This window comes from Rhodovibrio salinarum DSM 9154, assembly GCF_000515255.1.
Lineage (GTDB): Bacteria > Pseudomonadota > Alphaproteobacteria > Kiloniellales > Rhodovibrionaceae > Rhodovibrio > Rhodovibrio salinarum.
In genome coordinates this window covers 2,125,109-2,149,168 of the sequence record NZ_KI911559.1, presented here as the reverse complement: position 1 = coordinate 2,149,168, position 24,060 = coordinate 2,125,109, and the positions used below count along the sequence as shown (strand labels likewise).

At 64.1% G+C, this 24,060-nt stretch carries 28 protein-coding genes, 2 tRNA genes and 1 riboswitch; of the genes, 14 read left to right on the top strand and 16 right to left on the bottom strand.

Annotated elements, in window-relative coordinates; genetic code table 11:
• Nucleotides 1-100 precede the first annotated feature (100 nt).
• On the bottom strand, nucleotides 101-1,138 hold the full coding sequence (locus RHOSA_RS0109995) for an amino acid ABC transporter substrate-binding protein (RefSeq protein ID WP_037256041.1): 1,038 nt from the start codon (nucleotides 1,136-1,138) through the stop codon (nucleotides 101-103).
• Between the two features lie 364 nt (nucleotides 1,139-1,502).
• Here RHOSA_RS0109995 and metC point away from each other — a divergent pair, with 364 nt between their 5' ends.
• From metC to modC, 6 genes are all read left to right on the top strand, one after another.
• Nucleotides 1,503-2,693: a cystathionine beta-lyase gene (gene metC, locus RHOSA_RS0109990; protein WP_027288552.1), complete on the top strand. Its 1,191-nt coding sequence runs from the start codon at nucleotides 1,503-1,505 to the stop codon at nucleotides 2,691-2,693.
• Nucleotides 2,694-2,702: 9 nt separating this feature from the next.
• Nucleotides 2,703-3,065: a winged helix-turn-helix domain-containing protein gene (locus RHOSA_RS0109985; RefSeq protein WP_027288551.1), complete on the top strand. Its 363-nt coding sequence runs from the start codon at nucleotides 2,703-2,705 to the stop codon at nucleotides 3,063-3,065.
• 50 nt (nucleotides 3,066-3,115) lie between these two features.
• Complete coding sequence (locus RHOSA_RS0109980; RefSeq protein ID WP_037256039.1) at nucleotides 3,116-4,042, top strand: glycerophosphodiester phosphodiesterase; 927 nt, start codon at nucleotides 3,116-3,118, stop codon at nucleotides 4,040-4,042.
• Between the two features lie 235 nt (nucleotides 4,043-4,277).
• On the top strand, nucleotides 4,278-5,054 hold the full coding sequence (modA, locus tag RHOSA_RS0109975; RefSeq protein ID WP_081728928.1) for a molybdate ABC transporter substrate-binding protein: 777 nt from the start codon (nucleotides 4,278-4,280) through the stop codon (nucleotides 5,052-5,054).
• 9 nt (nucleotides 5,055-5,063) lie between these two features.
• Entirely contained in the window at nucleotides 5,064-5,756 is a 693-nt protein-coding gene (gene modB, locus RHOSA_RS0109970) for a molybdate ABC transporter permease subunit (RefSeq protein WP_027288548.1), read from the top strand.
• A 3-nt stretch (nucleotides 5,757-5,759) separates the two neighbouring features.
• Nucleotides 5,760-6,884, top strand: a complete 1,125-nt coding sequence (modC, locus tag RHOSA_RS21735) for a molybdenum ABC transporter ATP-binding protein (RefSeq protein WP_037256037.1) — start codon at nucleotides 5,760-5,762, stop codon at nucleotides 6,882-6,884.
• A gap of 13 nt (nucleotides 6,885-6,897) precedes the next feature.
• Here the strand turns inward: modC and RHOSA_RS0109960 are convergent, their stop codons facing one another.
• The 4 genes from RHOSA_RS0109960 to RHOSA_RS0109945 form a co-directional block, all read right to left on the bottom strand.
• On the bottom strand, nucleotides 6,898-7,218 hold the full coding sequence (locus RHOSA_RS0109960; protein ID WP_027288547.1) for a hypothetical protein: 321 nt from the start codon (nucleotides 7,216-7,218) through the stop codon (nucleotides 6,898-6,900).
• 95 nt (nucleotides 7,219-7,313) lie between these two features.
• Nucleotides 7,314-7,390: transfer RNA gene (locus tag RHOSA_RS0109955), tRNA-Arg, on the bottom strand.
• Nucleotides 7,391-7,417: 27 nt separating this feature from the next.
• Nucleotides 7,418-7,723 carry an ETC complex I subunit gene (locus RHOSA_RS0109950; protein ID WP_027288546.1) on the bottom strand — a complete coding sequence of 102 codons (306 nt, stop codon included), beginning with the start codon at nucleotides 7,721-7,723 and terminating at the stop codon, nucleotides 7,418-7,420.
• 278 nt (nucleotides 7,724-8,001) lie between these two features.
• Nucleotides 8,002-8,607, bottom strand: a complete 606-nt coding sequence (locus tag RHOSA_RS0109945; protein WP_027288545.1) for a LysE family translocator — start codon at nucleotides 8,605-8,607, stop codon at nucleotides 8,002-8,004.
• A gap of 773 nt (nucleotides 8,608-9,380) precedes the next feature.
• Between RHOSA_RS0109945 and RHOSA_RS25110 the strand changes: the two genes are divergently transcribed.
• The 4 genes from RHOSA_RS25110 (at nucleotide 9,381) to RHOSA_RS25100 (ending at nucleotide 12,244) form a co-directional block, all read left to right on the top strand.
• Nucleotides 9,381-10,226 carry a DUF5677 domain-containing protein gene (locus tag RHOSA_RS25110; RefSeq protein ID WP_156092660.1) on the top strand — a complete coding sequence of 282 codons (846 nt, stop codon included), beginning with the start codon at nucleotides 9,381-9,383 and terminating at the stop codon, nucleotides 10,224-10,226.
• A gap of 204 nt (nucleotides 10,227-10,430) precedes the next feature.
• The gene (locus RHOSA_RS25105; RefSeq protein ID WP_156092658.1) at nucleotides 10,431-10,793 is read left to right on the top strand and encodes a hypothetical protein; all 363 of its coding nucleotides are present in this window, start codon (nucleotides 10,431-10,433) and stop codon (nucleotides 10,791-10,793) included.
• Nucleotides 10,794-10,993: 200 nt separating this feature from the next.
• Entirely contained in the window at nucleotides 10,994-11,473 is a 480-nt protein-coding gene (locus RHOSA_RS0109935) for a hypothetical protein (protein WP_027288544.1), read from the top strand.
• Nucleotides 11,474-11,566: 93 nt separating this feature from the next.
• Nucleotides 11,567-12,244, top strand: coding sequence for a DUF8453 domain-containing protein (locus tag RHOSA_RS25100; RefSeq protein ID WP_156092656.1), 678 nt, complete (start codon nucleotides 11,567-11,569; stop codon nucleotides 12,242-12,244).
• A gap of 97 nt (nucleotides 12,245-12,341) precedes the next feature.
• Here the strand turns inward: RHOSA_RS25100 and RHOSA_RS0109930 are convergent, their stop codons facing one another.
• Together RHOSA_RS0109930 and RHOSA_RS0109925 are read right to left on the bottom strand one after the other, a co-directional pair.
• Nucleotides 12,342-12,566 carry a hypothetical protein gene (locus RHOSA_RS0109930; protein ID WP_027288543.1) on the bottom strand — a complete coding sequence of 75 codons (225 nt, stop codon included), beginning with the start codon at nucleotides 12,564-12,566 and terminating at the stop codon, nucleotides 12,342-12,344.
• 174 nt (nucleotides 12,567-12,740) lie between these two features.
• Nucleotides 12,741-12,817 (bottom strand) — tRNA-Pro (locus tag RHOSA_RS0109925).
• Between the two features lie 197 nt (nucleotides 12,818-13,014).
• Here RHOSA_RS0109925 and RHOSA_RS0109920 point away from each other — a divergent pair.
• Nucleotides 13,015-13,677 (top strand): O-methyltransferase, encoded by a 663-nt coding sequence (locus RHOSA_RS0109920; RefSeq protein ID WP_027288542.1) that lies wholly within the window; start codon nucleotides 13,015-13,017, stop codon nucleotides 13,675-13,677.
• A gap of 52 nt (nucleotides 13,678-13,729) precedes the next feature.
• Here RHOSA_RS0109920 and smpB read toward each other — a convergent pair whose 3' ends face one another.
• The gene (gene smpB, locus RHOSA_RS21730) at nucleotides 13,730-14,239 is read right to left on the bottom strand and encodes an SsrA-binding protein SmpB (protein WP_051432019.1); all 510 of its coding nucleotides are present in this window, start codon (nucleotides 14,237-14,239) and stop codon (nucleotides 13,730-13,732) included.
• 33 nt (nucleotides 14,240-14,272) lie between these two features.
• The gene (gene dapA, locus RHOSA_RS0109910; protein ID WP_027288541.1) at nucleotides 14,273-15,148 is read right to left on the bottom strand and encodes a 4-hydroxy-tetrahydrodipicolinate synthase; all 876 of its coding nucleotides are present in this window, start codon (nucleotides 15,146-15,148) and stop codon (nucleotides 14,273-14,275) included.
• Between the two features lie 324 nt (nucleotides 15,149-15,472).
• On the opposite strand from dapA, the gene RHOSA_RS0109905 reads away from it, so the two are divergent.
• Nucleotides 15,473-16,159, top strand: a complete 687-nt coding sequence (locus RHOSA_RS0109905; RefSeq protein WP_027288540.1) for a haloacid dehalogenase type II — start codon at nucleotides 15,473-15,475, stop codon at nucleotides 16,157-16,159.
• A 21-nt stretch (nucleotides 16,160-16,180) separates the two neighbouring features.
• Here RHOSA_RS0109905 and RHOSA_RS0109900 read toward each other — a convergent pair whose 3' ends face one another.
• Entirely contained in the window at nucleotides 16,181-16,684 is a 504-nt protein-coding gene (locus RHOSA_RS0109900; protein WP_027288539.1) for an RT0821/Lpp0805 family surface protein, read from the bottom strand.
• A 162-nt stretch (nucleotides 16,685-16,846) separates the two neighbouring features.
• Between RHOSA_RS0109900 and RHOSA_RS0109895 the strand changes: the two genes are divergently transcribed.
• Nucleotides 16,847-17,833: a threonine ammonia-lyase gene (locus RHOSA_RS0109895; protein WP_027288538.1), complete on the top strand. Its 987-nt coding sequence runs from the start codon at nucleotides 16,847-16,849 to the stop codon at nucleotides 17,831-17,833.
• Nucleotides 17,834-17,864: 31 nt separating this feature from the next.
• On the opposite strand, the gene RHOSA_RS21725 is transcribed toward RHOSA_RS0109895, so the two are convergent.
• The 6 genes from RHOSA_RS21725 to thiO form a co-directional block, all read right to left on the bottom strand.
• Nucleotides 17,865-18,305 carry a bactofilin family protein gene (locus RHOSA_RS21725; protein WP_051432018.1) on the bottom strand — a complete coding sequence of 147 codons (441 nt, stop codon included), beginning with the start codon at nucleotides 18,303-18,305 and terminating at the stop codon, nucleotides 17,865-17,867.
• A gap of 97 nt (nucleotides 18,306-18,402) precedes the next feature.
• Nucleotides 18,403-20,232, bottom strand: coding sequence for a M23 family metallopeptidase (locus RHOSA_RS25595; RefSeq protein WP_081728628.1), 1,830 nt, complete (start codon nucleotides 20,230-20,232; stop codon nucleotides 18,403-18,405).
• Between the two features lie 402 nt (nucleotides 20,233-20,634).
• On the bottom strand, nucleotides 20,635-21,258 hold the full coding sequence (locus tag RHOSA_RS21715) for a thiamine phosphate synthase (RefSeq protein ID WP_051432016.1): 624 nt from the start codon (nucleotides 21,256-21,258) through the stop codon (nucleotides 20,635-20,637).
• Nucleotides 21,255-22,070, bottom strand: a complete 816-nt coding sequence (locus RHOSA_RS0109870; protein WP_051432015.1) for a thiazole synthase — start codon at nucleotides 22,068-22,070, stop codon at nucleotides 21,255-21,257. Before RHOSA_RS0109870 ends, RHOSA_RS21715 begins: the two co-directional genes overlap by 4 nt.
• Before the next feature lie 28 nt (nucleotides 22,071-22,098).
• A complete protein-coding gene (thiS, locus tag RHOSA_RS0109865) occupies nucleotides 22,099-22,305 on the bottom strand; it encodes a sulfur carrier protein ThiS (RefSeq protein ID WP_027288535.1) in 207 nt (68 codons plus the stop codon).
• On the bottom strand, nucleotides 22,302-23,477 hold the full coding sequence (gene thiO, locus RHOSA_RS0109860) for a glycine oxidase ThiO (RefSeq protein WP_051432014.1): 1,176 nt from the start codon (nucleotides 23,475-23,477) through the stop codon (nucleotides 22,302-22,304). The genes thiS and thiO overlap by 4 nt, the downstream gene beginning before the upstream one ends.
• Nucleotides 23,473-23,592, bottom strand: a riboswitch (TPP riboswitch). (Overlaps the previous gene by 5 nt.)
• 261 nt (nucleotides 23,593-23,853) lie before the next feature.
• Here thiO and RHOSA_RS25730 point away from each other — a divergent pair.
• On the top strand, nucleotides 23,854-24,039 hold the full coding sequence (locus tag RHOSA_RS25730) for a hypothetical protein (protein WP_242468654.1): 186 nt from the start codon (nucleotides 23,854-23,856) through the stop codon (nucleotides 24,037-24,039).
• Nucleotides 24,040-24,060 lie beyond the last annotated feature (21 nt).

Genomic DNA, 24,060 nt, shown 5'->3' with positions numbered 1-24,060 from the left:
GCAGGACCGCGCCACGCCCCGCCCCACGCAGACCCGGCTGCGCACGGCGGAACGGCACACGGAAGGGAGCGGCCGAAGCCAGCGGTCCCGTTGGCAGGCGTTAACGGATCGGCGGGGCGTACATCAGGCCGCCTTCGGTCCACAGATCGTTGACGCCGCGCTCCAAGCCGAGCGGGGTCTCCGGACCGACGTTGCGGGCGTAGATCTCACCGTAATTGCCGACCATCTTGATGGCGCGATAGGCCCACTTGGGATCCAGGCCCAACTTCTCGCCCATGTCGCCCGACTGGCCAAGCATACGCTTAATCGTCGGATTGTCGCTGTCCATCATCTCGTCGACGTTCTCGCTGTTGACGCCGGACTCCTCGGCCTGGATCAGCGCGAACAGGACCCACTTCGCGACCGCGAACCACTCGTCGTCACCGCGCGCCACGCTCGGGCCCAGCGGCTCCTTGGAGATCGTTTCGGGCAGGATCTTGTAAGCGTCCGGATCCGGCGCATCGACCGACTTGATCGCCGCAAGCCCGGACTTGTCGGTGGTGTAGACCTGACAGCGGCCAGCGAAGAAGGCGCTCAGGGACTCCTCGAAGCCCTCGAAGACAACCGGCTCGAAGTCCATGCCCTGAGCCCGGAAATAGTCGGCCAGGTTGAGCTCGGTGGTGGTGCCGGACTGTACGCAGACGCTGGCACCCGACAGGTCCTTTGCGCTGTCCACGCCGAGGTCGGCGGGCACCATGAAGCCCTGACCGTCGTAGAAGGTCACGCCGGCGAAGTGGATGCCGAGCGAGACATCACGGGTCAGCGTCCAGGTGGTGTTGCGGGACAGGATGTCGATCTCGCCCGCCTGCAGTGCCGTAAAGCGCTGCTGCGCGGACAGCTCGACGAACTGCACGGCCTCCGGATCGCCGAGCACGGCAGCCGCCACGGCGCGGCAGTACTCAACGTCGAGGCCGGTCCAGTTGCCCTGGTCGTCGGCGATCGAGAAGCCGGCCAGACCGGTGTTCACGCCGCAGCGCAGCGTGCCGTTCTCCATCACCGAATCCATCACCTCACCGGCCTGCGCGGTGGGGGCGGCTGCAACGCCGGCGACACCGGCGGCCGTGACAGCAGCGGCTGCCAACAGCTTGAAATTTCTCATGCCTGATTTTCCCTGTTCGCGTTTGTCGTATTCTTTTTTGAGTAGACCGGTCAGTCACGCCTGCGCCTCGTCCTGGGCGCTTACGTTCCTTGATGGGGGCAGCGGCCCATCTCATGCAGGCCAGTTTCTATCCCCGAACCGGTCGTGAAACACTGTCGGATCAGGGGGACAAAGGCAACAAAATCAGCGCCTGGTTGAATAGAAATCAACGCCATTCACCTTGAGGCGTGCATGCGATCCGGCGCGTATCTGTGCAAAACAGCCCCCAGCCAATCCACATGCGCGGGCTTGGCCCGCAGGCGCCCGCGTGAAAGGATCGCATCCGGAAAACATCTGGCAGTCACAACCACATCCGGAACGCACGATGAGCGACAAGCGCTTCAAGCGCGACACCCGTCTGGGACATCTCGGCCGCGACCCAGCCCGTTTCGACGGCGCGGTGAACCCACCCGTCTACCACGCCTCCACCGTCATCGCCCCGGACACCGCGACCTTCAAGGCGAGCGGCCGGCGTCGATTCGAGAAGGGCGAAACGGTCTACGGCCGCTTCGGTACGCCCACTCACCAGATGCTGGAGGACGCACTGAGCGAGCTGGAGGGTGGCGCCGACACGGTCGCGCTCGGCAACGGCCTGCAGGCGGTCGTGGTAGCCCTGCTGACGGTGGCGAAGGCTGGCGACCACGTGTTGCTGGCCGACAGCGTCTATGCACCGACCCGCAAGTTCGCCGACCAGATGCTGACCAGCTTCGGCGTCGAGGTCGACTACTACGATCCGCTGATCGACGGCGCCGGACTGGACGCACGCATTCGCGCCAACACTGTCGCCGTCGTGTTGGAGTCGCCCGGCTCCTCGACCTTCGAGGTGCAGGATGTGCCGGCTCTCGCCGCCGCGGCGAAGGCGCGCGGCGTGGCGACCATCATCGACAACACCTGGGCCACGCCGCTGTTCTTCCGGCCGATCGAGCACGGGGTCGACCTGTCGGTGCAGGCCGCCACCAAGTACATCGTTGGCCACGCCGATGCGATGCTGGGTGCCGTGACCGCGAGCGACGCCTGGGCCAACCGGCTGCGGGAGACCGTCTACACCATGGGCGGCTTCGCCGGCCCGGATGACGTCTACCTCGGTCTGCGCGGACTCAGGACCATGGGTGTCCGCCTGGAACGCCATCAGGCGAGCGCACTCAAGGTCGCGACCTGGCTGCAGGAGCGACCGGAGGTGGCGGAGGTTCGCTACCCCGCCCTGCCCGAGCATCCCCAGCACCATCTATGGCAGCGCGACTTCGATGGGGCGAGCGGTCTGTTCTCGATCGTGCTCGCCCAGCCCTACGCGCCAGCAGCCGTGGCGGCGATGCTGGACCATTTCGACCTGTTCGGCCTTGGCGCCAGTTGGGGCGGCTTCGAAAGCCTCGCGATCCCAAGCGACCCGCACCGCACGGCAACGACGTGGGAGGCGCCAGGCCCCGTGATCCGTCTGCACATCGGACTGGAGGATCCAGACGACCTGATCGCCGACCTCGACGCTGGGTTCGCCCGCCTGACCCGCGCGGCCGGCTGAGCGACCGTTATGTCGGCCAACGCACGCCTGCGGGTCCTGCTGGGCGAGGCTACTGCGATCGGCCCGGGCAAGGCCGACCTGCTGGACGCGGTCGCGCGCACCGGCTCGATCTCCGGGGCCGCGCGGGCAATGGGCATGTCCTACCGCCGCGCCTGGCTGCTGATCGACACGATGAACAAGTGCTTCCAAGCGCCGCTGGTCGAGACGAACGCCGGCGGCAAGGGCGGCGGCGGCGCGCGGGTGACGGACCTGGGACGGGACGTGCTGGCCCGCTACCGCGCGATGGAAGAGAAGGCACGGACGGCCGTCGGCGACGACCTGGACGCGTTCCAAGCCCTTCTGGCCGACGAGTCGCCGGAGAGTTCGGCGTAGCCCACGCCCCACCCCGACACGCGCAATATATCGGAACCAGGAGTGTGATCATGCGAGCTTTCGCCGCAAACTTGGTGGGCATCACCGTTATCGGGGCCGTGATGACGTTGGGCCCCATGGCTCAGGCCGATCCGCTGGCGCCGGAGGGCAAAGTCCTGAACATCGCCCACCGGGGCGCCAGCGGACACGCGCCGGAGGCGACCCTGCCGGCGTTCGACAAAGCCCGCGCGCTGAACGCCGACTATCTGGAACTGGACGCCCAACTCACCCGCGACGGCAAGCTGGTGGCGTTCCACGATACCAAGGTCGATCGCACGACCGACGGTTCCGGCAAGCTGGGCGAGTTCACGCTGTCCGAACTGCAGCAGTTGGACGCTGGGAGCTGGTTCAACGCTGAAAATCCGGACAAGGCAGACAGCGCTTTCGAAGGGCTGCGGGTACCGACCCTGGACCAGATCGTCGCGCGCTACGGGACGGACGAAAAGTACTACATCGAGATCAAGTCGCCGGACGCCAACCCTGGCCTGAGCGAGGCGCTGGTCAATTGGGCGGAAGGCCATGGCCTGGTCGAGGCGAACGCGATCGTTATCCAGTCGTTCAGTCAGGATGCGCTCGAGAGGGCGCACGCCCTGAACCCCGAAATCCCTTTGGTACAGCTCGTCTGGTACCACCCCAAGGGCTATGAAGAGGGCGCTGCCCTTAAGGAGTGGAGCGACGTCACGCCCGGACCGGCGAACCTCACCGAGGCCGACCTGGCGGCAATCAACGACTACGCCGTGGGACTCGGCACAAACCTGACCTACAAAGACCGGCAGGTGATCGACGCCGCGTTTGTCGAAACGGTGCGCGAAGCCGGCCTCGGGCTGCACGTCTATACGATCAACGACAAGGCAACGATGCGCCAATTGCTCGATTGGGGCGTCACCGGCCTGTTCACCAACTATCCCGACCGTCTGAACGCCGTGCTGGACCGCTAGCACGCGGTTCACGGACAAGATGAATCAGGCTTGCCTGATCGTGTTTTCGCTTGGCGGCAACACACAACCTCGGGTGCGCCTTATAAGGTGCTGTTTATAAAATGAATGCCTGAACACCTTTGTTGTTGCTCAAGCTTTTTTGGCGGCACGAGCCGTCGACAGGCCTCCGGCTTTGACCTTGCGCTATATATGACGGAATATAGCCCTGTCGTTCGTTCCGAGTGGGGGCTTGCACGTGAGACATAGATGGCTTCGCGGGGGTCTGGTTGCCGCGCTGTTGCTGCTGGCCTGGCCGGTTCAGGCCGGGACGACGCTGACCGTGTTCGCCGCGGCCAGCACAACCAACGCGGTGCAGACCGTACTCTCGGCGTTTCGTGACGCGCACCCCGAAACACCGGTCCGGGCGTCCTTCGCCGCATCCTCGACGCTGGCGAAGCAGATCGCCCGCGGGGCACCGGCGGACCTCTATCTCTCCGCCAACGAAGGCTGGATGGACTACCTTGAAGAGCGCAACGCCATCGTGCCCGATAGCCGGATCGACCTGCTAAGCAACCAACTGGTCCTGGTGACGCCGAAAGGCACCGATTTTCCAAGCGATATCCAGGATCTGCCCAAGGCACTCGGCGACAAGCGCCTGGCGCTTGGGGACCCGGCCCATGTTCCGGCCGGGATTTACGCCAAGCAATCGCTCCAGACACTTGGTCTGTGGACCAAGGTACGTGAGCGCGCGGCCTTCGCAGCCGACGTGCGCGCCGCTCTGGCCCTGGTCGGCCGGGGCGAAACGGCTGCCGGAATCGTTTACGCAACCGACGCCCGGATCAGCGACGATGTGCAAACGGTCGCAACCCTGCCCGCCGACAGCCACCCGCCGATCCACTATCCGCTCGCCCGCGTCGACGGTGCACAGGGCCCGGAGGTGGATACGCTCTACACCTTCTTCCAATCGCAGACCGCCCAGGCGATCTTCCGCAAGCACGGCTTCACCGTCGCCGCGTCGGCAGCCGGCAGCTAAACGCCCCGCATGATCGCCCTCACCGAACTCGAGCAGGAAGCGCTCACCTTAAGCCTGCGCGTGGCGGTCTGGGCGGTTGCAACTGGCCTGCCGGCAGCGCTTGCGGTGGCATGGCTGCTGGCCCGACGGGAGTTCCCGGGCAAGACACTGCTGAACGGTGTCGTACACCTGCCTCTCGTCCTGCCGCCGGTGGTGGTGGGCTACCTGCTGCTGCTAACCTTCGGGCGTCAGGGGCCGGTCGGCGGCTGGCTCGATGAGAGTCTCGGCGTCACGATCGCCTTCACCTGGCAGGGCGCGGCCCTCGCCGCCGCGGTGATGGCGTTCCCCCTGATGGTGCGCGCCATCCGACTATCGCTGGAGGCAGTCGATACGCGGTTGGAATCGGCCGCGCGCACGTTGGGCGCCGGACGGCTGGAAGTGTTCGTGACCATTACGCTGCCGCTCACCGCCCCCGGCCTGCTGGCCGGTGCGATCCTGGGCTTTGCCCGCAGCCTAGGGGAGTTCGGCGCCACCATTACCTTCGTCTCAAACATCCCGGGCGAAACGCGCACCCTGCCGCTGGCGCTCTACAGCCTGGTCCAACAGCCAGATGGTGAATCCGGCGCGCTGCGCATGGCGGCGATCTCGGTCGTGCTCGCTCTGGTCGCGCTCGCGGCCTCCGAACTCCTGGCGCGCCGCGTCAAAGCGCGGATCGCGGGCTAAGCGATGCTCGACGTTTCCGTCGTCAAATCCCTGGGACCATTCGGCCTGAACGCGCACTTCACCTGCCCGGCCAAAGGGATCGTCGCGCTGTTCGGCCGCTCCGGCGCGGGCAAGACCAGCCTGGTCAACGCGCTGGCAGGTCTGGTGCGTCCAGACGCCGGCCGGATCGCCGTGGGCGAGAGCGTGCTGTTCGACAGCGACCACGGGATCGATCTGCTGCCCGAAAACCGCCGCATCGGCTATGTCTTTCAGGAAGGCCGGCTGTTCCCGCACTATTCGGTGCGCGGCAACCTGCTGTATGGCGCCAAACGCGCGCCCAAGGACGCGGCCGGCGTCACGCTGGACCAGGTGGTGGCGCTACTCGGCCTCGGCGACTTGCTGAGCCGCCGTCCGCGCGACCTCTCGGGCGGGGAGAAGCAGCGTGTCGCCCTGGGGCGCGCGCTGCTCGCCCGGCCACGCCTGTTACTGATGGACGAGCCGCTGGCGTCCCTCGACCAGCCACGCAAGGAAGAGGTGCTGCCATTCATCGAGCGGCTGCGCGACGAGCTGGACCTGCCGATCGTCTACGTCACCCACGCGATGGAGGAGATCGTCCGCCTGGCGGACACGATGGTGTTGCTCGACGACGGCCAAGTCGCCGCCACCGGCCCGGTCGAGGAGGTCACCGGCCGCCTGGAACTGCGCCCCCTGACCGGTCGTTATGAGGCGGGCGCCACCCTGCCCGTCTCGGTCGCCCGGCACGAACCGGCGGACCAGCTCAGCGCGCTGACATTCGAGGGCGGAGAGTTGTTCGTCCGCCAACTCGACCTAGTCGAGGGCGCGCGCCTGCGGGTACGGATCCGCGCCCGCGACGTCGCCCTGGCGCTATCGCCGCCGCAGGACAGCAGCATTCTGAACGTGCTGCAGGGAACCGTCGCCGAGATCGGGACCGATCCGGGGGCGCTGGTCGACCTCAGCGTCCAGATAGGTGCCCACACCCTGTGGGCCCGGATCACCAAGCGCTCGCTGCGCCGGCTGGGCCTCACGGTCGGCACCCCCGTCCACGCGCTGATCAAGGCCGTGGCGATCGACCGCTATAACGTCGGCCGCGCCCGGGAGCCGACGCCAACTGAAACGGCGTCGTCCTAGCCCAAAGCGCCGGTTACTCCACGCCGGTGTAGGCCTGATGGCACTCACGCCAAAGCTGCTCGCCCAACTCGGCGGTATAGGCCTGGGAGGTCACGTAGTCGTGCAGGCGCCGGGCCGCGTCCTCGCAGATGCCCGCGTTACGCTGCGCCTGCCAGTTATCCTCGGCATGATCGGCCAGGGTCTTCTGCATCCGCTCGATCGCCGTGCGCACCGGTCTTGGCTTGTCATAGCTGGCCGGCTCACGCACATCGGGCAGCGTGGTCGCGGCCGCGCCCGTGCCGGCGGCTAACACCATCGCCGCCGCAAGACCGGCGAATACCCTATAAGTCTTCATGAATTGAGTCCCCAACCGGTCCGCCATGGCACCTCACACGCGAGTCTTGCGGGTGGTGTCCAGCAGTCGGCGCGCTCGAGAAGCGCGCAAAAAGGTGGTGCGCCCGGCAGGACTTGAACCTGCAACCACGCGCTTAGAAGGCGCGTGCTCTATCCGGTTGAGCTACGGGCGCAGAAGCAACAGGCAGGCTTGAACGCCCCTAGTGCGTCCAGACGCCCAGGCGGCCGTATTTGAAGTTGTCGGCATAGGCCTTGGGCTTGACCTCGCGCCGGCGCGGCTCCTCGACCGAATACATGTAGCCTTCGCGCTCGCAGAACGCGATCGCCTCCTCCTGGGAGGCGAACCACATGCGCACCTGGGTCTGGGTCTCGCTCGACGCGGTCCAGCCCATCAGCGGTTCCACCTCGCGCTTGTGTTCGGGCTCGAACTCCAGAACCCAGCGGTTGGTGTTGGCCTTGCCGGACTGCATGGCGGTCTTGGGTAGCTGATAGATGCGCGCTTGCATGACGTCTCGTTTGCCGTCCTTGCGTCAACGCGTCGTGCCGTGCCCATCGGACAAGCCCGGGCTGCCTGGGACCCCGCGCGCGGCGCCCGCTTCCGCAGCCTCGTGCCGGCCGAAACGGCGCACGCAGACGCTCCCGTCGATGGGCGCCCCTCCGCCAACCGGGCTGGTCCCGGACCGCGCGTTGCAAGCGACCCACCGCATTGCTCTCTTCCCCCTACCCCCGCGCTCAAGCCCGGTCAAGACAGCCGTCGGCGTGAAAGCCGGGGGAGACCACAAGGTCAATGACTGCTGAGCACCAGACGGATCGCCAGCGCGCACAATACCATGCCCGCGACACGGTCGATCACCGCCTTGGCCTTCATGTACTGGCGCTTGACGGCCTGACTGTTCATGACGATGGCCAGCACGGTGTAGAAGATCCATTCGATGACGAGGTGGTTGAGCACCACGACCGCGTTTTCCGCCATCGTCATCTCCGGAGGAAAGATCGCGATCAGGACGCCGGCGGCAAACAGCATCGACTTCGGATTGAACAGGTTGACCAGGAAGCCCTGCCGGAAGGCATGGCGGTCCAGTTTGACATCGGCCTTGATCGGCTCCTTGGCGTCCCGCCACATATGCCAGGCGATGTAGACGAGATACCCGGCCCCGATGTAAGTCGCCACGCCATAAAACCAGGGCAACAACTCGAACAGCGCATTCAGACCGACCAGCGCCAGACCGGTCCAGATCGATGCCATCAGGCCGAGGCCGACCCCGATCGCGACGCCGGCCCGCCGCCCACTGCTCAAACTTGTTTGCATGGCGATCAGCAAGGCAGGGCCCGGGCTCGCAATCGCCAGAAGCAAGGTGATGTTGAACGCGATCAGATGCTCGATCTGCATAGGTCCGGCTTTCCCCTCTGGTCTCGGTCAAGAAATCCAGGCAGGCACGTTAGCGGGCACCGGAGATCCAGCCGAGAACGGAAGATTGCCCGCCTGACGGGTACTTGGAGCCCGCATTCCCCGGATAGTAGAATACGCTAGACGATTTAGCGAGCGCCCCGTACACGGCGCTTCTCATCCACGTCGCCCGACTATCTTTTCACGTTACCGTTGACCGCGTATACGCGCGAGAAGGTGATGATAGGGACGTCCCAATCGCCAAGGCCACCCTTCGCATTGTCTGCAGGCTCGACCGTTAGCGTGACCTGATCGTGATCGTAATCGCGCAGCGGCTGGCCCACCTACGGTCGGACAATGGACATAAATCCCGCGCGCCCGTGCAAACCAACCGCAAGCTTGGGACAGACCGACGGCAGAACGATTAGAGCACGTTCCACGGCCGAGAGCTGGACGCGCCACGCGAGACTCTAGCTAACCATCTGATTTTATTGGTGGGGCGGCTGGATTCGAACCAACGGCCGCCTGCTCCCAAATCAGTCTCCTGTCGCAGTTTTCCGCCAGTTATCCAACCGCAATCCGTCCAATTTACCCCCTGATATGGGGCAAAGTTGGATGCGATCGGTCGGACGTCTAGTGGTTCAACCCAGACTGAACGATCCCTGTAGACAGCTTTCGGGGGCACTACGGACCCAGCGCTCGCTCGTTGCCGCGCCCGGTTTGGGCCACGAGCGGTCATCTAACATACCTGAATTAGAGGTGTTATCGTTGTCGCCATGGCCGATAGCTCGCAAAGCAGGGCACAGGTGCCGAACCACCTGGGACCCTATCTCCAGCATCCACCAGTTGCTGAAATAGAAAAGATTCTGTCTCAGTGTTTTGATGATTTTCATGAAGCACTAGGTGGCCATCTTCAATTAGAAGAGACGCCGCGACAGCACTTATTTACCCGTTTATTATATATTTCGGAAACAACGAGTGTCTCTGCTCGCCTCTCCGCTTCTTGGGCGTTATCTCTCCCAGCTATGTCGTTAATTAGGGATCGTTACGAGCAAACGGTTCGCTTGTCTTGGTTGGCTCGACAGCCAGATCACGCCGAAATGGTGAAATATATTGGTAGTTACTATGCAAAAGCGAACAAAATATTTCGAAACCTCACCTCTTCCCAACGCGAAGAACTCGAAAACAGTGGGGTAACTATAGAAGATTGGATGGTGGATATACCAACGAAAAAACAAAAAGGGTATCTGGAACGCTGGAATTCTCTGCCTTTAAGCGATATGGCAGACAAGAGAGATAAGCTTCAACCTCCATCCAGTACCGCCTTGGATCGACAAACACTTGGTGATTTATATGCGCCTATCTATCAGCAATTCAGTTCCGTAACACATTTTGACGCGTACGCGTTGAATATGATCGGCCTTCACAAAACTCCTTCCGACCAGCTTGTTTTGGCACCCGACCCTTCGTGGCCAGCTGTTTTATTCATGTATGATGCTCTTTTTAGTCTTATCCAATGTCACGAGTCGCTGCTTGCATTTTACGATATCGATTGCGCCAATAAGTTCGATGATCTTTTTCGAAGATGGCATGAGGCCAGTAAGCGGCTAACCGGAGGCTGACTGCCTCCGGTTTAAGACACAGCGACCGCTCTGGGTCAGGCCCTGAAGAGTGGTCCGTCTTCGTCGCCGTCCGGTGTCGAGGGAGTTCCGGACGCGGGTTGTGTGAGGCCTTCAGGCAGCTTCGGGCCAGGAGCGGACCTTCTAGGACGCGTAGACCTATGCTATTTTAAAGCTTTGGATTTTGAACACGGATTGCTTGGAGCGATGGACGAGCGCGACCCAAAAGGCAAAGATGGCTCGGGTCCCGGACGTGCAGCTTTCGTGTCCGCGATATTTTCAATTTTTGTTGCATTGATATTTATTTTCACTTGGTTCTTTGAGTACCTCTTACAAAATGATCCAATCTCGACTGAACTTGTTGTGCGCCAATTTTCTACAATCGTCGGATTGCCGATGGCGGCGATAGGTGCCTTTATTGTTGTGGTGTTTCTCCGGCAAGAGAAGGATGGTCCAATTGAAATTGATGCGCTTGGGTTTAAATTTCGCGGGTCTTCTGGTCCCGTCGTCTTGTGGATAGCATGTTTCTTCACGATTGTTTTTGCTATCAAAATCCTATGGAATGATTAAAGTTTAACGTCGGGCACCTCCGGTCAGTATAACTAAACCATGTTCCAATAGAAACTGTACGTCAGCTTCGTGCCAGGAGCGGTTACAAAAAAAAGGGGGGGGGGGGGGGCAACGCTCGACTAAGCATGTTACTCTTCTTCAATCTGTCGCTCGCGCGCAGAAGAACATAACCACGAGATAACGATTACACAGAGTGCGCTTTGCAACTTAAGAATCAAGATCTGCAAGCTGTCCGCAATCTTTGCGAGCTGATCGAAAACCGTCCGGCACTCACATCAGTCGAGAGCCAAAAGCTCAAGAAGCGGCACTTTAGCGAGGCTGCGTCCGGTATGCTTTCGGGCCAGACGTACGGCGAGGCAACGGGTCACCGCGGTATGGTTGACCCGAGCGGCGGCGAGGAAGAGTTCCGTCAACGTTTGCGTTCGATTGACAACAATCTGTCCGAGCACATCGAAATCGTCCGCGACGGGGTAACCCACTACTACGAATCTGGCATGTACCCAGCACCCTACTACGCTTGGCGCATCGCGATTATCCTTCGTAAGGCGAAAGCTTACTCTCTTGAACTTCGGTTCCTTGAGGCGTGGAACGCTCGGCGGAGCGATGGATTAGGCAAGCGCTACCAGGATCTCGCTGCTCGAGAGGAGAAAGCCCGTACGCTCGCAAAGAATCATGGTTGAGAGCGAGGGCACTGGTGCTGGCTGGCCATCGGCGGGTTACAATATCTCTGAAAGTACCGGTCATAGGAACGATTACACGAAGGAATACTGTCCATGAATGCGACGTTAATTATGGGTATTGTAACGGCGATCGCCACGGTTGTGATCGCCGGAAGTGCTATAGTTTCTACTCGTCTTACGAAGGCGCTTGTCGAAGAAAATAGACGACTACGACAGGCCGGCACTGAACCCAAAGTGATCGCATATCTAAGCATCGACCGAAGACATAAAACGTGCCTGAATATTGTTATCGGTAATGTCGGGAATGGCCCGGCATATAATGTGGAAATTGGCCGAGATGCGGATGAAGATAATTTCAATAAGTTTGTTTTGAGCTTTCGTCAAACACCTAGTCGACCACCCATACCCGTCCTCCCACCTGGCGATCAAATTGAAACCTTCCTAAACGTAGGCCATGAATTATTTGATGACGAAGACAATACGCTATTGAAACCCTTCACAATCATCGTAAATTACGAGAATACGTATGGAAAGAAGGAAACTACGACGCAGAAAATGGATGTTAGTGCTTTTAAGGGGTTGGTAACTCTAGGTACACCGGCGGAACATGAAATAGCGGATGCACTCACAAAAATCTCTAAATCCATACAAAAAATAATTACACCACAAGGTCGCGTTAAAATTGAAACAATGACAAAAGACGACGTACATCAGGAACTTCAGGCAATACGTGAGGAAGCCGAGGAAAAACGCGGAAAGCGCAACGGTTAACGGCCGCTCCGGGTCAGGGGCAGCCGACCATGACGGCGGAGGAGGTGGCAGCTGTTGGGGGCGATCCTGCTATGAGCGGCTACCTTCCGTTTGGGCTTCACCACTCGCGGTGTTTCAGCGCCGGCGGGGTCATGGCCCGCTCGCCGAACCACCAGGTCACAGCCGCCATCGCGGCGAACACGGTGGAGTAGACAATATAGCGCAGCAGCGCGCGGACGTCCGTCTCGGACAGGATCATCAGCAGGTTGTCGTTGGCGCCCCTGCTGGCCGTGATCGGCGGCGCCGACCTGTTCACTGCCGGCGTATGGGTGGGACTGCGCATCGCCCACCAAGACGTCGCGGAGAGACCGGCACCCACGTTTCGGGGCCGACCAGTGCTGCACGTGATAGAACGATCGCGGAACGATTAGAGCACGTTCCACAATCATGCGTTTAACGTTAAACTCTTCCAGAAGTTTAACGCGCCTTTTACAGATGCCTAACCCATTGAAAAGTCTGGTCGGGGCGGCTGGATTCGAACCAACGGCCTCCTGCTCCCAAAGCAGGCGCTCTGCCAGGCTGAGCTACGCCCCGGACGCATTCCACGGTGTCGCCCGCATGCGGGACGCCCCGTGATCCTGACACGCCCCGGACATACACGATCGCCGGGTTGAGCGGCAAGCACGCACTGAGCCGTTTTGCTTTTACGCCGTGAGGTCTTGCTCGTCCGCCGATCCGGGGCCACGATTCCAGGCCGCACACGTCCTCTCCAATCGCACGAGCCACGACCGATGACCCGCCACACCCTGGGCCTGAGCGAAGACCTGCACGCCTATCTGCTGCAGACCTCGCTGCGCGAGCCGGATACGCTGACGCGGCTGCGCGACGAAACCGCGCGGATGGCCAATCCGGATCTGCAGGTCGCTCCGGAGCAGGGGCAGCTTCTGCACCTGCTGGCGGAGCTGACAGGCGCGCGCGCGATCCTGGAGATCGGCACCTTCACCGGCTACTCAGCCGCCTGGATGGCGCTGGCCCTGCCCGCCGACGGGCGGCTGGTCGCCTGCGACGTCAGCGCGGACTACACCCGCATTGCCCGAAAGGTGTGGGAGGAGTTGGGCCTGAACGAGCGTATCCAGTTGCACCTGCAGCCCGCGCTGCAGACACTCGATGCCCTGCTGGCCGCAGGCGAAGAAGCGCGCTACGACATGGCGTTCATCGACGCCGACAAGGAGAATTACGACGGCTATTACGAGCGCTGCCTCAAGCTGCTGCGCCCTGGCGGCCTGATCTGCGTCGACAACACGCTGTGGCACGGCCGGGTGATCGAGGCGGACGCGCGCGACGCCGACACCGAAGCGATCCGGGCGTTCAACGCCAAGCTGCGCGACGATGACCGCGTCAGCCTGTCGATGCTGCCGATCGGCGACGGGCTGACGCTGTGCCGGAAGCGATAAGCGCGCAGGGAGCGCTGAGGCACGCGAACGCACCGACGAGCGCCCCAGGCGCCTACATCTTCTTGTATTCGCGCAGCACCTTGGCCTTTTCGCGTTCCCAGGCCTTCTTCTTCTCGTCCTCGCGCTTGTCGACCTTGCTCTTGCCCTTGGCGAGACCGAGGGTGAGCTTGGCAAGCCCGCGCGAGTTGAAGTGAATATCCATCGGGACCAGCGTGTAGCCCTTCTGGTTCAGCGCCCCCAACAGCTTGTCGCGCTCGCGCTTGTGCACCAGCAGCTTCCGCGGGCGCTTGGGATCGTGGTTGAACATCGCCGGCGGATACTCGTCGATGTGCACGTTCCACAGCCACAACTCGCCCTTGCTCTCGCCGGCGTAGGCTTGGCCGACCGACGCCCGGCCCAGGCGCAGCGATTTCACCTCGCTGCCGTAGAGCTGCAGGCCGGCCTCGACCGTCTCCTCGATCTGGAAATCGTGGCGCGCCCGCTTGTTGCGCGCGACCGTGCCCGTTTCGGTGAACGGGTTCTTGCCGCGGCGCTGACGCTGCTTCTCCTTCGCTGTCGCCATGGATTTGGTCTGTTACTCTCTGGGCCCGCGCGGTTACGACAACAGGCCGACGTGCGACATCGCCTGACGCACCTGCTGCTTCGCAGCGTCGCTCAAGGGAACGATCGGCAGACGCACCCGCTCATCGGCGAGACCGAGCAGGCTCGCGCCGTACTTCGCCGCAGACGGGCTCGGCTCGCAGAACATCGCGGCGTGCAGTGGCATCAAGAGATCGTTGATCTCCTGCGCACGCTCCACATTGCCGGCTGCCCAGGCGTCGTGCATCTCCGCCAGCAGGCGCGGGGCCACGTTGCAGGTCACCGAGATGCAGCCATGCCCGCCCATCGACAGGAACGGCATCACCGTCGCGTCCTCGCCCGACATCTGCACGAAGTCCTCGCCGCAGGTCTCGCGCGTCTTGAACGGACGCTTGATGTCGTTGGTGCTGTCCTTGACGCCGATGATCCGCGGCAGCTGTGCCAGCCGGCCCATCGTCTCCGGGTCCATGTCGACGATGCAGCGCCCGGGGATGTTGTAGATCATGATCGGGATGTCGGTGGCGTCGTGCACCGCCTTGAAGTGCTGGTACATCCCCTCCTGGCTGGGCTTGTTGTAGTACGGCGTGACCACCAGCGCCACGTCCGCCCCGGCCGCGGCGGCATGACGGGTCATGTCGATGGCTTCCAGCGTATTGTTGGAGCCGGTCCCCGCAATCACCGGCACACGGCCGTTCGCCGTCTTCACCGCCAGCTCATTGATCCGCTTGTTCTCCTCGTGGCTGACGGTCGGGGACTCGCCGGTCGTGCCACACGCGATCACCCCATCGGTGCCCGCGTCGATCTGCCACTCGATGAACTCGGCATACGCCTTCTCGTCGACCCCGTTTTCGGTGAACGGTGTGATCAACGCACAAAAAGACCCCTGGAACATCGGCGCGGCCATCGTTCTTATCTCCGTTTCGCTGGTCTGCTTCGCACCGGCCCGTCCGCCAGCCACCACACCCCGAATGCGGACATGGGTAGGCGGCGCGCCTATCGCAACAGCGGCGCAACCACCCCGGGCGCCGCAGCGCGCGGACCATAGACCTTCGCCCAAAACGCGGCAAGACATGCGCCAACACCAGTCGGACGCCTTGGCCAGCCTGCGATTCCGGCGGGCCTGCGCAGCGTGCACAGCTGCGATCGGGACTTGTCATCGCCCGGCCAACAGGGTTCGCTTGGGGGCTCCCCCTGAACCGCAAGGCTTTCATACACCATGACCGCTTCCAACTTCGCCGACATCGGCGCCTGCCTGTTCGATGCCTACGGCACGCTATTCGACGTGCATTCCGCCGTCGCCCAGGAAGCCGGTGCGCTGGGGGACAAGGCTGATCCGGTCTCGCAGCTGTGGCGACGCAAACAGCTGGAATACACCTGGCTGCGCAGCCTGATGCACGCGCACGCCGACTTCTACCAGATCACCGCGGACTCCCTGGATCACGCGCTGGCCGCGCACGGTCTCGACGACCGGGAATTGCGCGAGCGCCTGCTCGAACTCTACCTCACCCTGGACGCCTATCCCGAAGTGCCGCAGACGCTGGACCGCATCCGGGCCAAAGGGATCGGCACCGCGATCCTGTCGAACGGCGAGCCGCGCATGCTCACGGCCGCGACCGACAGCGCCAACCTGCGGGAACGCCTGGACGACGTCATCTCGGTCGAACCGGTGGGCGTCTACAAGCCCGACCCGCGCGTCTACGAGCTGGGCGTCGAACGGATGGGCGTTGCAGCCGAACGGATCGCCTTCGTCTCCGCCAACGCCTGGGACGCCTGCGGCGCCGCGTATTTCGGCTTTCAGGTGATCTGGCTGAACCGTTTCGGCGCATCCCCGGAACAGCTTCCCGGAACGCCCAAAGCGGTCGCAACAACGCTGGACGAGATCGCCGACCTGCTGGGCTGCTGAGGGCGCGTCCCGAAACGGGGCTCAGAAGCTGTCGCTGACCCCAACGCCGAACGAGACGCCACTGCCCGCGCGATAGGGATAGCCGTACGGGAAATGGCGATAGTGGTAGTGCGGCCAGTACGGCAACGCCCTGCGTTCGGCCCGCTGTCGCTGTGCGCGGGTGAGCAGGCTGTCCTCGCGTTCGATCGTCCAGTCGCCGTTGGGAGTCCGACAGGCATAGGCATTGCCACTACGCGTCGTCTCGTCCGCAGAGAAGACCCGCTGAATACGCCGGCAGGGCTGGCCACGGCCGGTTTCTTCCGCAGTTTCGGTTTCCAGCACCGTGACGCTGCCGCTGTGCCCCGTTTTCGGATTATGCCAATTGACCGACTGGCCGGTCCGCGCATCCTCCAGCGCCTGCTGCTCAGCCGCGCGCAACTGCTCCAGGTCGCCCGAGGTCGGCTTGACCGGCGGCGGCCCGCTGGCACAGCCCGCGAGCAACGCCACAAGCGTACTAGCAACGGCAAGGTTCTTGGCGTGACTCATCGATCTCGCTCCTCACGCGACCGGGCCGCGCCACAACGCCGCGCGTTACCCCAATGCTTGTGACATGGGGACTCATCCCCTGCCGTTGAAGGCACAGCCGCCGATGGACACGACTGACGACGCCTCTATGGTGGGCGGGTGCACACCGCCCACGAGACCGTCATGCCCGAGTCCACTCCCCCGACATTCGATGACATCCAGACGGCCGCCCATCGACTGGACAAGGTGGCGGTCCGCACACCGCTCTTGTCCTTTCCGGAACTGGACCGCCGCACAGACGCGCGTGTGCTGGTCAAACCGGAAACGCTGCAACGCACGGGCGCGTTCAAGTTCCGCGGCGCCTACACCAAACTCACGGCACTCGATCAGACCGCACGGGCGCGCGGCGTCGTCGCCTTTTCCAGCGGCAACCATGCCCAGGGGGTCGCGGCCGCCGCGCAGCTGCTGGGCGTGCCGGCAACCATCCTGATGCCATCCGATGCGCCCAGGATGAAGATCGACAACACACGCGGCTATGGCGCGACCGTGCGCCTGTACAATCGCCACCACGAGGACCGGGACGCTCTGAGCGACGCCCTCGTGGCGGAGACGGGCGCAACACTGGTCCGCCCCTACGACGACATCGATGTGATCGCCGGTCAGGGCACTTGCGGCGCGGAGATCGCGCGGCAGGCCGATGCGGCCGGCCACAGGATCGACCACGCCCTGTTCTGCTGCGGGGGCGGTGGACTGACGGCCGGATCGGCGATCGCGTTCGCGGCGCTGTCGCCGCAGACGCACATCCACACGGTCGAGCCCGCTGGCTTCGACGATACCGCCCGCTCCCTTAGCGCCGGCACGCGGGTCGGCAACGAAACCGCCACCGGGTCGATCTGCGATTCCCTGCTGTCGCCGATGCCAGGCCAGCTGACTTTTCCGATCCTGCAACGGCTTGGGGTCAGGGGCCTTACGGTCAGCGACGCCGAGGTGCAGTCTGCAATGGCGTTTGCCTATGCCTGGATGAAGCTGGTGGTTGAACCCGGCGGCGCGGTCACGCTCGCCGCGTTGCTGTCCGGTAAGCTGGACGCACGCGACCAAACGATCGCCCTGGTGCTGTCCGGCGGCAACGTGGATGCCGCACGGTTCTCAGAACTGATCGCCGAGGGGTAGGAACGCAGCGGATTGCGCCCTGCCCCGCTTTTCAGGTGGCGTTAGACGCTGTGCCGTTGCCGAACGCACGGTCCTTGTCTGCTGCCCCGCTCTGCCGTTTCCCGGAAGCGGCGTCCTTCTCGGCTACCGGCGCCGTTTTGGCTGCGGTTTCCCGAGTGGCCGGCTGCGCGGCGGTTGTCGCGGCACGGCGCCGGCAATGACCTTCCAGGCGGGCGCCCGGTTCGATCGCCAAACTGTCGTGCACCACATCCCCCTGAACACGCGCACTTGCGGCGAGTGTCACCGTGCCACCCTCGATCTCACCTTCGACCGTGCCGCAGACGCGCACGCGCTCGCCCCGCACCTTCCCCTCGACCTGCCCCTGCTCGCCGATCGTCAGGGTATCGGCCGCGACATCGCCCTTCACCTGGCCATCAATCTGAATGTCGCCCGCCGAGACGAGGTCGCCGGTGATCGCGAGGTCCTTGCTCACAATCGATGGGACCCCACCGCCAGACTTCGTCGCGCGCGCGGAGGCCTGAGCCCCCGCAGGCGAGGTGGCCTGCGTGGAGGACGTGGCCGACTGCGACTTACTCTTTGAAAACATGTTTGCCTGCCTTGAGGAATTTTTTGGGATCCAGGGGCTCCCCCGCCACACGCACTTCGTAGTGCACGTGCGGTCCGGTGCTGCGCCCCGTACTGCCGAGGGCCCCGACCCTCTCACGGTTCCCCACGCGCTGCCCCTGCTCGACCAAGATCGAGCGCAGATGTGCGTAACGTGTCTTGATGCCGAACCCGTGGTCAACGATGACCACACGGCCATAGCCCGATTTGCGTCCGGCAAACGTCACCGTGCCTGGCGCGGTTGCCAGCACGGGGGAACCTGCCGTGGCAGCAAGATCGATCCCCTCGTGCATCGCCCAGCGGCCATTGACCGGGTCCTTGCGCTTGCCGAAATTGCTGGAGATCCAGAAGCTGTCGACCGGCGGGCTCAGCGGCATCGCGCTCATGGCCGTCTGCAGGGCTGCCAACCGGCGGGTCTGTCGGTCGAGCCGAACCAGATCGTCCGACGCCGCGTCTGATCCCGGGAGTTCGAAGGACGCCGGGATGAACGGCCCCCCGCTGGCAGTCTTGGTTTCCTGAACCCGCCTGACCAGCGCATCGACGTCCATCCCCGTCATCGCGACGGTCCTCTCGATCGCGGCTAGACCCGGCCGAGTGCGTTCGCTCAGTTGCACGACCAGTCCGCTCTGCCGGGCGCGCAACTGCTCCATCTTGGCGTGCAGATCGTCGATCTCCGCCATCAGGGCCTCGCGCACCTCGGCAAGATCGTCGCCGCGCTGTTCGGCCGCCATCAGCGCCTGTTCCAGCCCGGCAATCCGCTCCCCCAGACTCCCGCTAGAAGCGCCACTCGCGCGCTGACCCAGCGCATTCTCCAACCGGCTCACCTTGGAGGCCAGCTGCGCACGCTCACCTTGCAGCCGCTCGCGCGTCTCGCGAGTTGCCTGCAACTCGGATTCCAGGGCGCGTGCGCGGCCACTGCTCGCGGCCAATTCCTCACGCGTGATCTCCAAACGCTCGCGCAGCTTTGCCACACTGCTCTTCAAGCTCAACGCATTCTGCTGACTGGCCTGCTGGCGCGCCTGGGCGGCGCGCAGCTCCGCGCGCAACTCGCTCACCCGCGTATGCAGGTCGGTGCGGTTGAGTTGTGCGTCCGACAGCGCCTGCTGTGCGCGCTTGAGCGCCTTATCGACGCGGACCTGCTCGGCCTGCAATTCGGCGTTGCGTTGTTTCAGCGCATCGAACGCCTGCTCGCGCTCGGCGAGTTGGTCGTTCAGCCGGCCGTTGCGCTCCGCCAGCGCGTCGAGCGCCGCACTCAAGCGGCCGATCTCCTGCGGCAGCGGCGCCTGTCCGTCTGCGTCCGCACCCGCCTGCGGTTCGGCGGTCGGCACGGGAGGCGCGTCATCCAGCGTGCTTGCCAGATCGACCATCTTCTTCCGCGCCGAATCGACCTCGGCCATCAGGTCGGCGTAGGAGCGCTCCGCAGCTGCGAGTTCGCGCGTTGTCCCGTCGATCCGTTCGCTTTGCCAATAGAGCGCAACCCCGGCACCGGCGGTCCACAGCAGGGCCACGAGCACACCCGCCGCAACGGTCTGCTGCAGGCGGCTGCCCAGCGTGATCGCGTGCACCCCAGCCTCGCTGCGCAAAATCAGCTGACGTGACGGGAAGACACGATGCTGCCAGGCGCGCAGCCGGTCACGCCAACCGACCGCAGGACGTTCATGCGGGTGGAGGTAGCGGTGAGCGTGTTGGCCGGACCGCCGTCCCGGGCGGGAGGCGCGGTCGTCCTGTTCGTCGGCGCGCGCCGCCCCACCGGGGTCTTGCTGCGTGAGAGATCGATCATGGGATCGCTTCGGCATCGATCGGCTTCGTTCCTCTGGCGTCCTGAAGTGCACGCACTGCCATACCAAGCGCCAACCGAAAGATGACGCCCGCACCGCGACTAGGTAGCTTCAATCATTAAAGCCCGCCTAACTCCGGCCCGGGACGCACCAGAACGATCGAACCAGCACCGCGCGTCGGACGGGTGGAAACCTTAAAAGGCTCTGACATCGGTCCAGTCAGCGCAGCCGACCTGATTCCAAGTAACCACCCACCGGATACACCCCTCGCTCGCCCCGATAGCCTAGCGACCTAGGCCTAGAACGGCAAGGTAGATGTCTCATCACCCCCAAACGGACGTACGTCTTTTTGTGAAAAGCGAATGGGCTGCCCCGTTATTGGATAAACATAAATATCCGGTAAACAGGAGCGCCCGCTTATTAGACGTCGGCGTCCAGGGCGTACAGATATTGCTTGGTGGTCGCAGCCGTGTCCTGGGCACGCATGACCTCCCCCATCACCGCCACGGCGCTGGCGCCCGCATTCAAACAGTGCGCGGCGTTGGCCGGCGTAATCCCGCCGAGCGCCACCACCGGAATCCGCAATGCACTACAGAAGTCGCCCAGGATATCGAGCCCGATCGGCGGGCCATAGCCGGGCTTGCTGGGCGTCTCGTAGATCGGGGAGATGGTGACGTAGTCCGCGCCGTCATCCTGCGCGCGCTCCGCTTCTTCCCAGGAATGCACCGAAGCGCCGATCAGCACGTCGCCCAGGATCTGACGTACCGCACCCGGGGACGTGCCGGGTTCGACGTGCACACCGTCGGCCCGCGCCGCCTCCGCCGTCGCGAGATCGCCATGCAGGGTCACGGTGGCGTTGTGGGCGTGGCCGGCCTTCACCACCTGGCGCGCCATCGCCCGCCGCTCGCCGGACGGCAGGTCCTTGTCGCGGAAGGAAACCCAGCGCACCCCGGCTGCACAGGCGGCATCCACGACCTCCGGCAGCGGTCGGCCGGCCTGGTGGCGGTCGGTAATCAGCAGCAGGCGGGGCTTTGGCAGCATCATGATCCGATCAGACCCAGTTGTGGCGACGAAGGTTCGGCATGGTCGCGTTTGGGGATGCGGCCAGCCAAGCGGGCATCACGCCCCGCATCGACGGCCGCACGCATGGCGCGGGCCATGCGGACCGGATCGTGCGCCTTGGAGACGGCGGTGTTCAACAGCACCGCATCGCAGCCGAGCTCCATGGCCTGAACCGCATCCGAAGCCGTGCCGATGCCGGCATCGACGATCACCGGCACGTGCGCGCGGCTCAGGATCAACTCGATCGCAGCGGGATTGGCGATACCCTGGCCAGAGCCGATCGGCGCCCCCATGGGCATCACGGCCGCGCAGCCGACATCCATCAGCTTCTGCGCGGTGATCGGATCCTCGTTGGTATAGGGCAGCACGACGAAGCCGTCGCGCACCAGTTCGTCGGCCGCCTGCACCAGTTGCTCGACGTCCGGGTAGAGCGTCTCCCGGTCGCCGATCACTTCCAGCTTGACCCAGTTCGTCTGCAGCGCCTCGCGCGCGAGTTGGGCGGTCAGCACGGCGTCGCGGGCGGTTTCGCAGCCGGCGGTGTTGGGCAGCACGACCTTGTCGGAGAGCAGATCGACCATGCTCTCCGCATAGCCCTCCAGCGAGACACGGCGCACGGAGACCGTAATGATCTCCGCCCCGCTGGCCTGGATGGCGTCCAGCATCACCTGCTGGTTGGGATAGCCGGCGGACCCGATCAGCAGGCGCGAACCGAACGTCTGCCCGGCGATGGTCAGGTGTTCGGCTTCCGGGGCACCCTCACCGCGCGGTCGGCGCGCCGTTTCAAGTTGCGTCATGGATGGCGTCACTCCTCGTGAAGACGGTTCAGCCGCCGGCGAAAGGCTTCACGATTTCGATCGCGTCGCCGGTTTCGAGTTCCGTCGTGTCCCAATGCTGGCGCGGCACAACGCGCCCGTTGCACGCGACCGCCAGCCCGCGGCGGTCGGGGTCCAGCCCCTCCGCCTCGACCAGCTGGCGCAGGTTGGCCGGCGTCTCGCCGCGCGGCTCGCCGTTGACCGTGATCGTGCTCATGCCACGCCCCGTGCTCGATCCTGATTGTGGAAGCGCTCGACCCGGAAGGCCGCCAAGCTGTCGTGTCGCTGCCCTGTCAGGATCTCGGCAGCGACCGCCTGGCCGGACAGCGGCGTCATCAGGATGCCGTTCCGGTGATGACCGTTCGCAAGGTACAAACCTTCCACCGGTGTTGCGCCCAACACCGGTGCGTCGTCGCGCGAGCCCGGCCGATGGCCGGCCCACATTTCCTTGATCGCCAACTCCTCGATCGCTGGCAGTGCCCGCCAGGCAGCCTCCAGCAGGGCGAACACGCCTCCGGCGGTCATCGCGTCCTCGAAGCCCTTCTCCTCGACCGTCGCGCCGATCAGGAGCGTGCCGTCGCGCCGCGGCACCAGATAGACCTTGGGTGCCCACAGGACGTGGCGCACCAAGGGCTGATCGGGGTTCATTTGCAGCGACAGCATCTGTCCCTTGATCGGACGGATCGGGGCCTGCGCGCTGTCCGGGACACCGTCAATCTCCCGTCCCCAGGCACCGGCACACAGCACGACCGCATCAGCCTGGACCTGTGCCCCGTTGACGATCAGTCCGACCGCCCGGCCCTGGCGCGTTTCCAAAGCGTCGACGGGCGTCTGCTCATGGATCCGCGCGCCCGCCGCCCGCGCGGCTTCGGCCAGCGCCTGCACCAGCGCGCGGTTATTGGCCTGTCCGTCGTTCGGGCTGAACAGCGCGCCCGGCAGACCGGCGCGCAGATAGGGCTCGCGCCGCCGGGCCTCCGCGCCGGACAGCCACTCGGCCGGCACGCCTTGCCGTTGCAGGAAGGCGTGATCGTGACGTAGCTGCTCCACCTCGTCACGGTTGGTCGCGGCGATCAGGAGACCATCGGTGCGCAGTTCGGGATCGATCCCGCTTGCCGCCTGCAGATCGCGGGCGAAGGCGGGCCAAAGGGTCAGCGCCTGTCGGCCGGCGGCGGTCACGGCATTCTCGCCGGGTTCGGCCTCCGCGCCGGGGGCCAGCATGCCGGCGGCGGCCCAGCTGGCGCCCCGCCCGATCCGGCCGCGTTCGTAAACGTCGACCGCGCAGCCGTTGCGGGCCAAATTCCAGGCGATGCACAAACCATTGACGCCCGCCCCGACGATCGCGGTGTGCGGGCGCTGCTGAATGGCGATGTCGTCAAGTAAGCTGGTCATGTCCTCCACGGCTCCCTTCGCGGGGACGACCCCGATCAGGTTCAGCGGGTGTGCTCTCAGCCGCGCCAGTGCGGGCTCCTTCGCCCGGTCCAGCACGGCACCCCGGCCGTTATCTCGGCTCACGCAAGATGTAACCCTTGATGGCCCGAACGCAAGCCATCCACCTTTAATGCCTCAGCGGGCATGCTAGCTTTGCACCGCTTTTGGCTTTGCCCCACTGGTAGGCGGCATCACGGGAGCTCAGCGGCCACAGATGCGCGACGATCGCCCAGATCTTGGACCCTGTCCCCTATGCGGACGCCCGCTCGTCCCCGGACCGTCGGTCGATGCGCACCATCTCGTGCCACGCTCGGAAGGCGGACGGGAGACGGTGCAGATGCACCGGATCTGCCACTCCAAAATCCATTCGCTGTTCACCGAGCAAGAGCTGCGCGACCACTACGACACGCTGGACAAGCTGCGCGCGCATCCGGAGATCGCCAAGTTCATCCGCTTCGTGCGCAAGAAGGACCCGGAATACCGCGGCCGCAACGCGACCAGCCAACGCAAGCGACGGCGCTAAGGCGAAGGTGCAAAACGCCGA

Excerpts from the sequence above, each read along its gene's own strand:
- RHOSA_RS0109995 (WP_037256041.1), bottom strand. The coding sequence starts at position 1,138 with ATGAGAAATTTCAAGCTGTTGGCAGCCGCTGCTGTCACGGCCGCCGGT.
- metC (WP_027288552.1), top strand. The coding sequence starts at position 1,503 with ATGAGCGACAAGCGCTTCAAGCGCGACACCCGTCTGGGACATCTCGGC.
- RHOSA_RS0109985 (WP_027288551.1), top strand. The coding sequence starts at position 2,703 with ATGTCGGCCAACGCACGCCTGCGGGTCCTGCTGGGCGAGGCTACTGCG.
- RHOSA_RS0109980 (WP_037256039.1), top strand. The coding sequence starts at position 3,116 with ATGCGAGCTTTCGCCGCAAACTTGGTGGGCATCACCGTTATCGGGGCC.
- modB (WP_027288548.1), top strand. The coding sequence starts at position 5,064 with ATGATCGCCCTCACCGAACTCGAGCAGGAAGCGCTCACCTTAAGCCTG.
- modC (WP_037256037.1), top strand. The coding sequence starts at position 5,760 with ATGCTCGACGTTTCCGTCGTCAAATCCCTGGGACCATTCGGCCTGAAC.
- RHOSA_RS0109960 (WP_027288547.1), bottom strand. The coding sequence starts at position 7,218 with ATGAAGACTTATAGGGTATTCGCCGGTCTTGCGGCGGCGATGGTGTTA.
- RHOSA_RS0109950 (WP_027288546.1), bottom strand. The coding sequence starts at position 7,723 with ATGCAAGCGCGCATCTATCAGCTACCCAAGACCGCCATGCAGTCCGGC.
- RHOSA_RS0109945 (WP_027288545.1), bottom strand. The coding sequence starts at position 8,607 with ATGCAGATCGAGCATCTGATCGCGTTCAACATCACCTTGCTTCTGGCG.
- RHOSA_RS25110 (WP_156092660.1), top strand. The coding sequence starts at position 9,381 with ATGGCCGATAGCTCGCAAAGCAGGGCACAGGTGCCGAACCACCTGGGA.
- RHOSA_RS25105 (WP_156092658.1), top strand. The coding sequence starts at position 10,431 with ATGGACGAGCGCGACCCAAAAGGCAAAGATGGCTCGGGTCCCGGACGT.
- RHOSA_RS25100 (WP_156092656.1), top strand. The coding sequence starts at position 11,567 with ATGAATGCGACGTTAATTATGGGTATTGTAACGGCGATCGCCACGGTT.
- RHOSA_RS0109930 (WP_027288543.1), bottom strand. The coding sequence starts at position 12,566 with ATGCGCAGTCCCACCCATACGCCGGCAGTGAACAGGTCGGCGCCGCCG.
- RHOSA_RS0109920 (WP_027288542.1), top strand. The coding sequence starts at position 13,015 with ATGACCCGCCACACCCTGGGCCTGAGCGAAGACCTGCACGCCTATCTG.
- smpB (WP_051432019.1), bottom strand. The coding sequence starts at position 14,239 with ATGGCGACAGCGAAGGAGAAGCAGCGTCAGCGCCGCGGCAAGAACCCG.
- dapA (WP_027288541.1), bottom strand. The coding sequence starts at position 15,148 with ATGTTCCAGGGGTCTTTTTGTGCGTTGATCACACCGTTCACCGAAAAC.
- RHOSA_RS0109905 (WP_027288540.1), top strand. The coding sequence starts at position 15,473 with ATGACCGCTTCCAACTTCGCCGACATCGGCGCCTGCCTGTTCGATGCC.
- RHOSA_RS0109900 (WP_027288539.1), bottom strand. The coding sequence starts at position 16,684 with ATGAGTCACGCCAAGAACCTTGCCGTTGCTAGTACGCTTGTGGCGTTG.
- RHOSA_RS0109895 (WP_027288538.1), top strand. The coding sequence starts at position 16,847 with ATGCCCGAGTCCACTCCCCCGACATTCGATGACATCCAGACGGCCGCC.
- RHOSA_RS25595 (WP_081728628.1), bottom strand. The coding sequence starts at position 20,232 with ATGCCGAAGCGATCCCATGATCGATCTCTCACGCAGCAAGACCCCGGT.
- RHOSA_RS21715 (WP_051432016.1), bottom strand. The coding sequence starts at position 21,258 with ATGATGCTGCCAAAGCCCCGCCTGCTGCTGATTACCGACCGCCACCAG.
- RHOSA_RS0109870 (WP_051432015.1), bottom strand. The coding sequence starts at position 22,070 with ATGACGCAACTTGAAACGGCGCGCCGACCGCGCGGTGAGGGTGCCCCG.
- thiS (WP_027288535.1), bottom strand. The coding sequence starts at position 22,305 with ATGAGCACGATCACGGTCAACGGCGAGCCGCGCGGCGAGACGCCGGCC.
- thiO (WP_051432014.1), bottom strand. The coding sequence starts at position 23,477 with ATGACCAGCTTACTTGACGACATCGCCATTCAGCAGCGCCCGCACACC.
- RHOSA_RS25730 (WP_242468654.1), top strand. The coding sequence starts at position 23,854 with ATGCACCGGATCTGCCACTCCAAAATCCATTCGCTGTTCACCGAGCAA.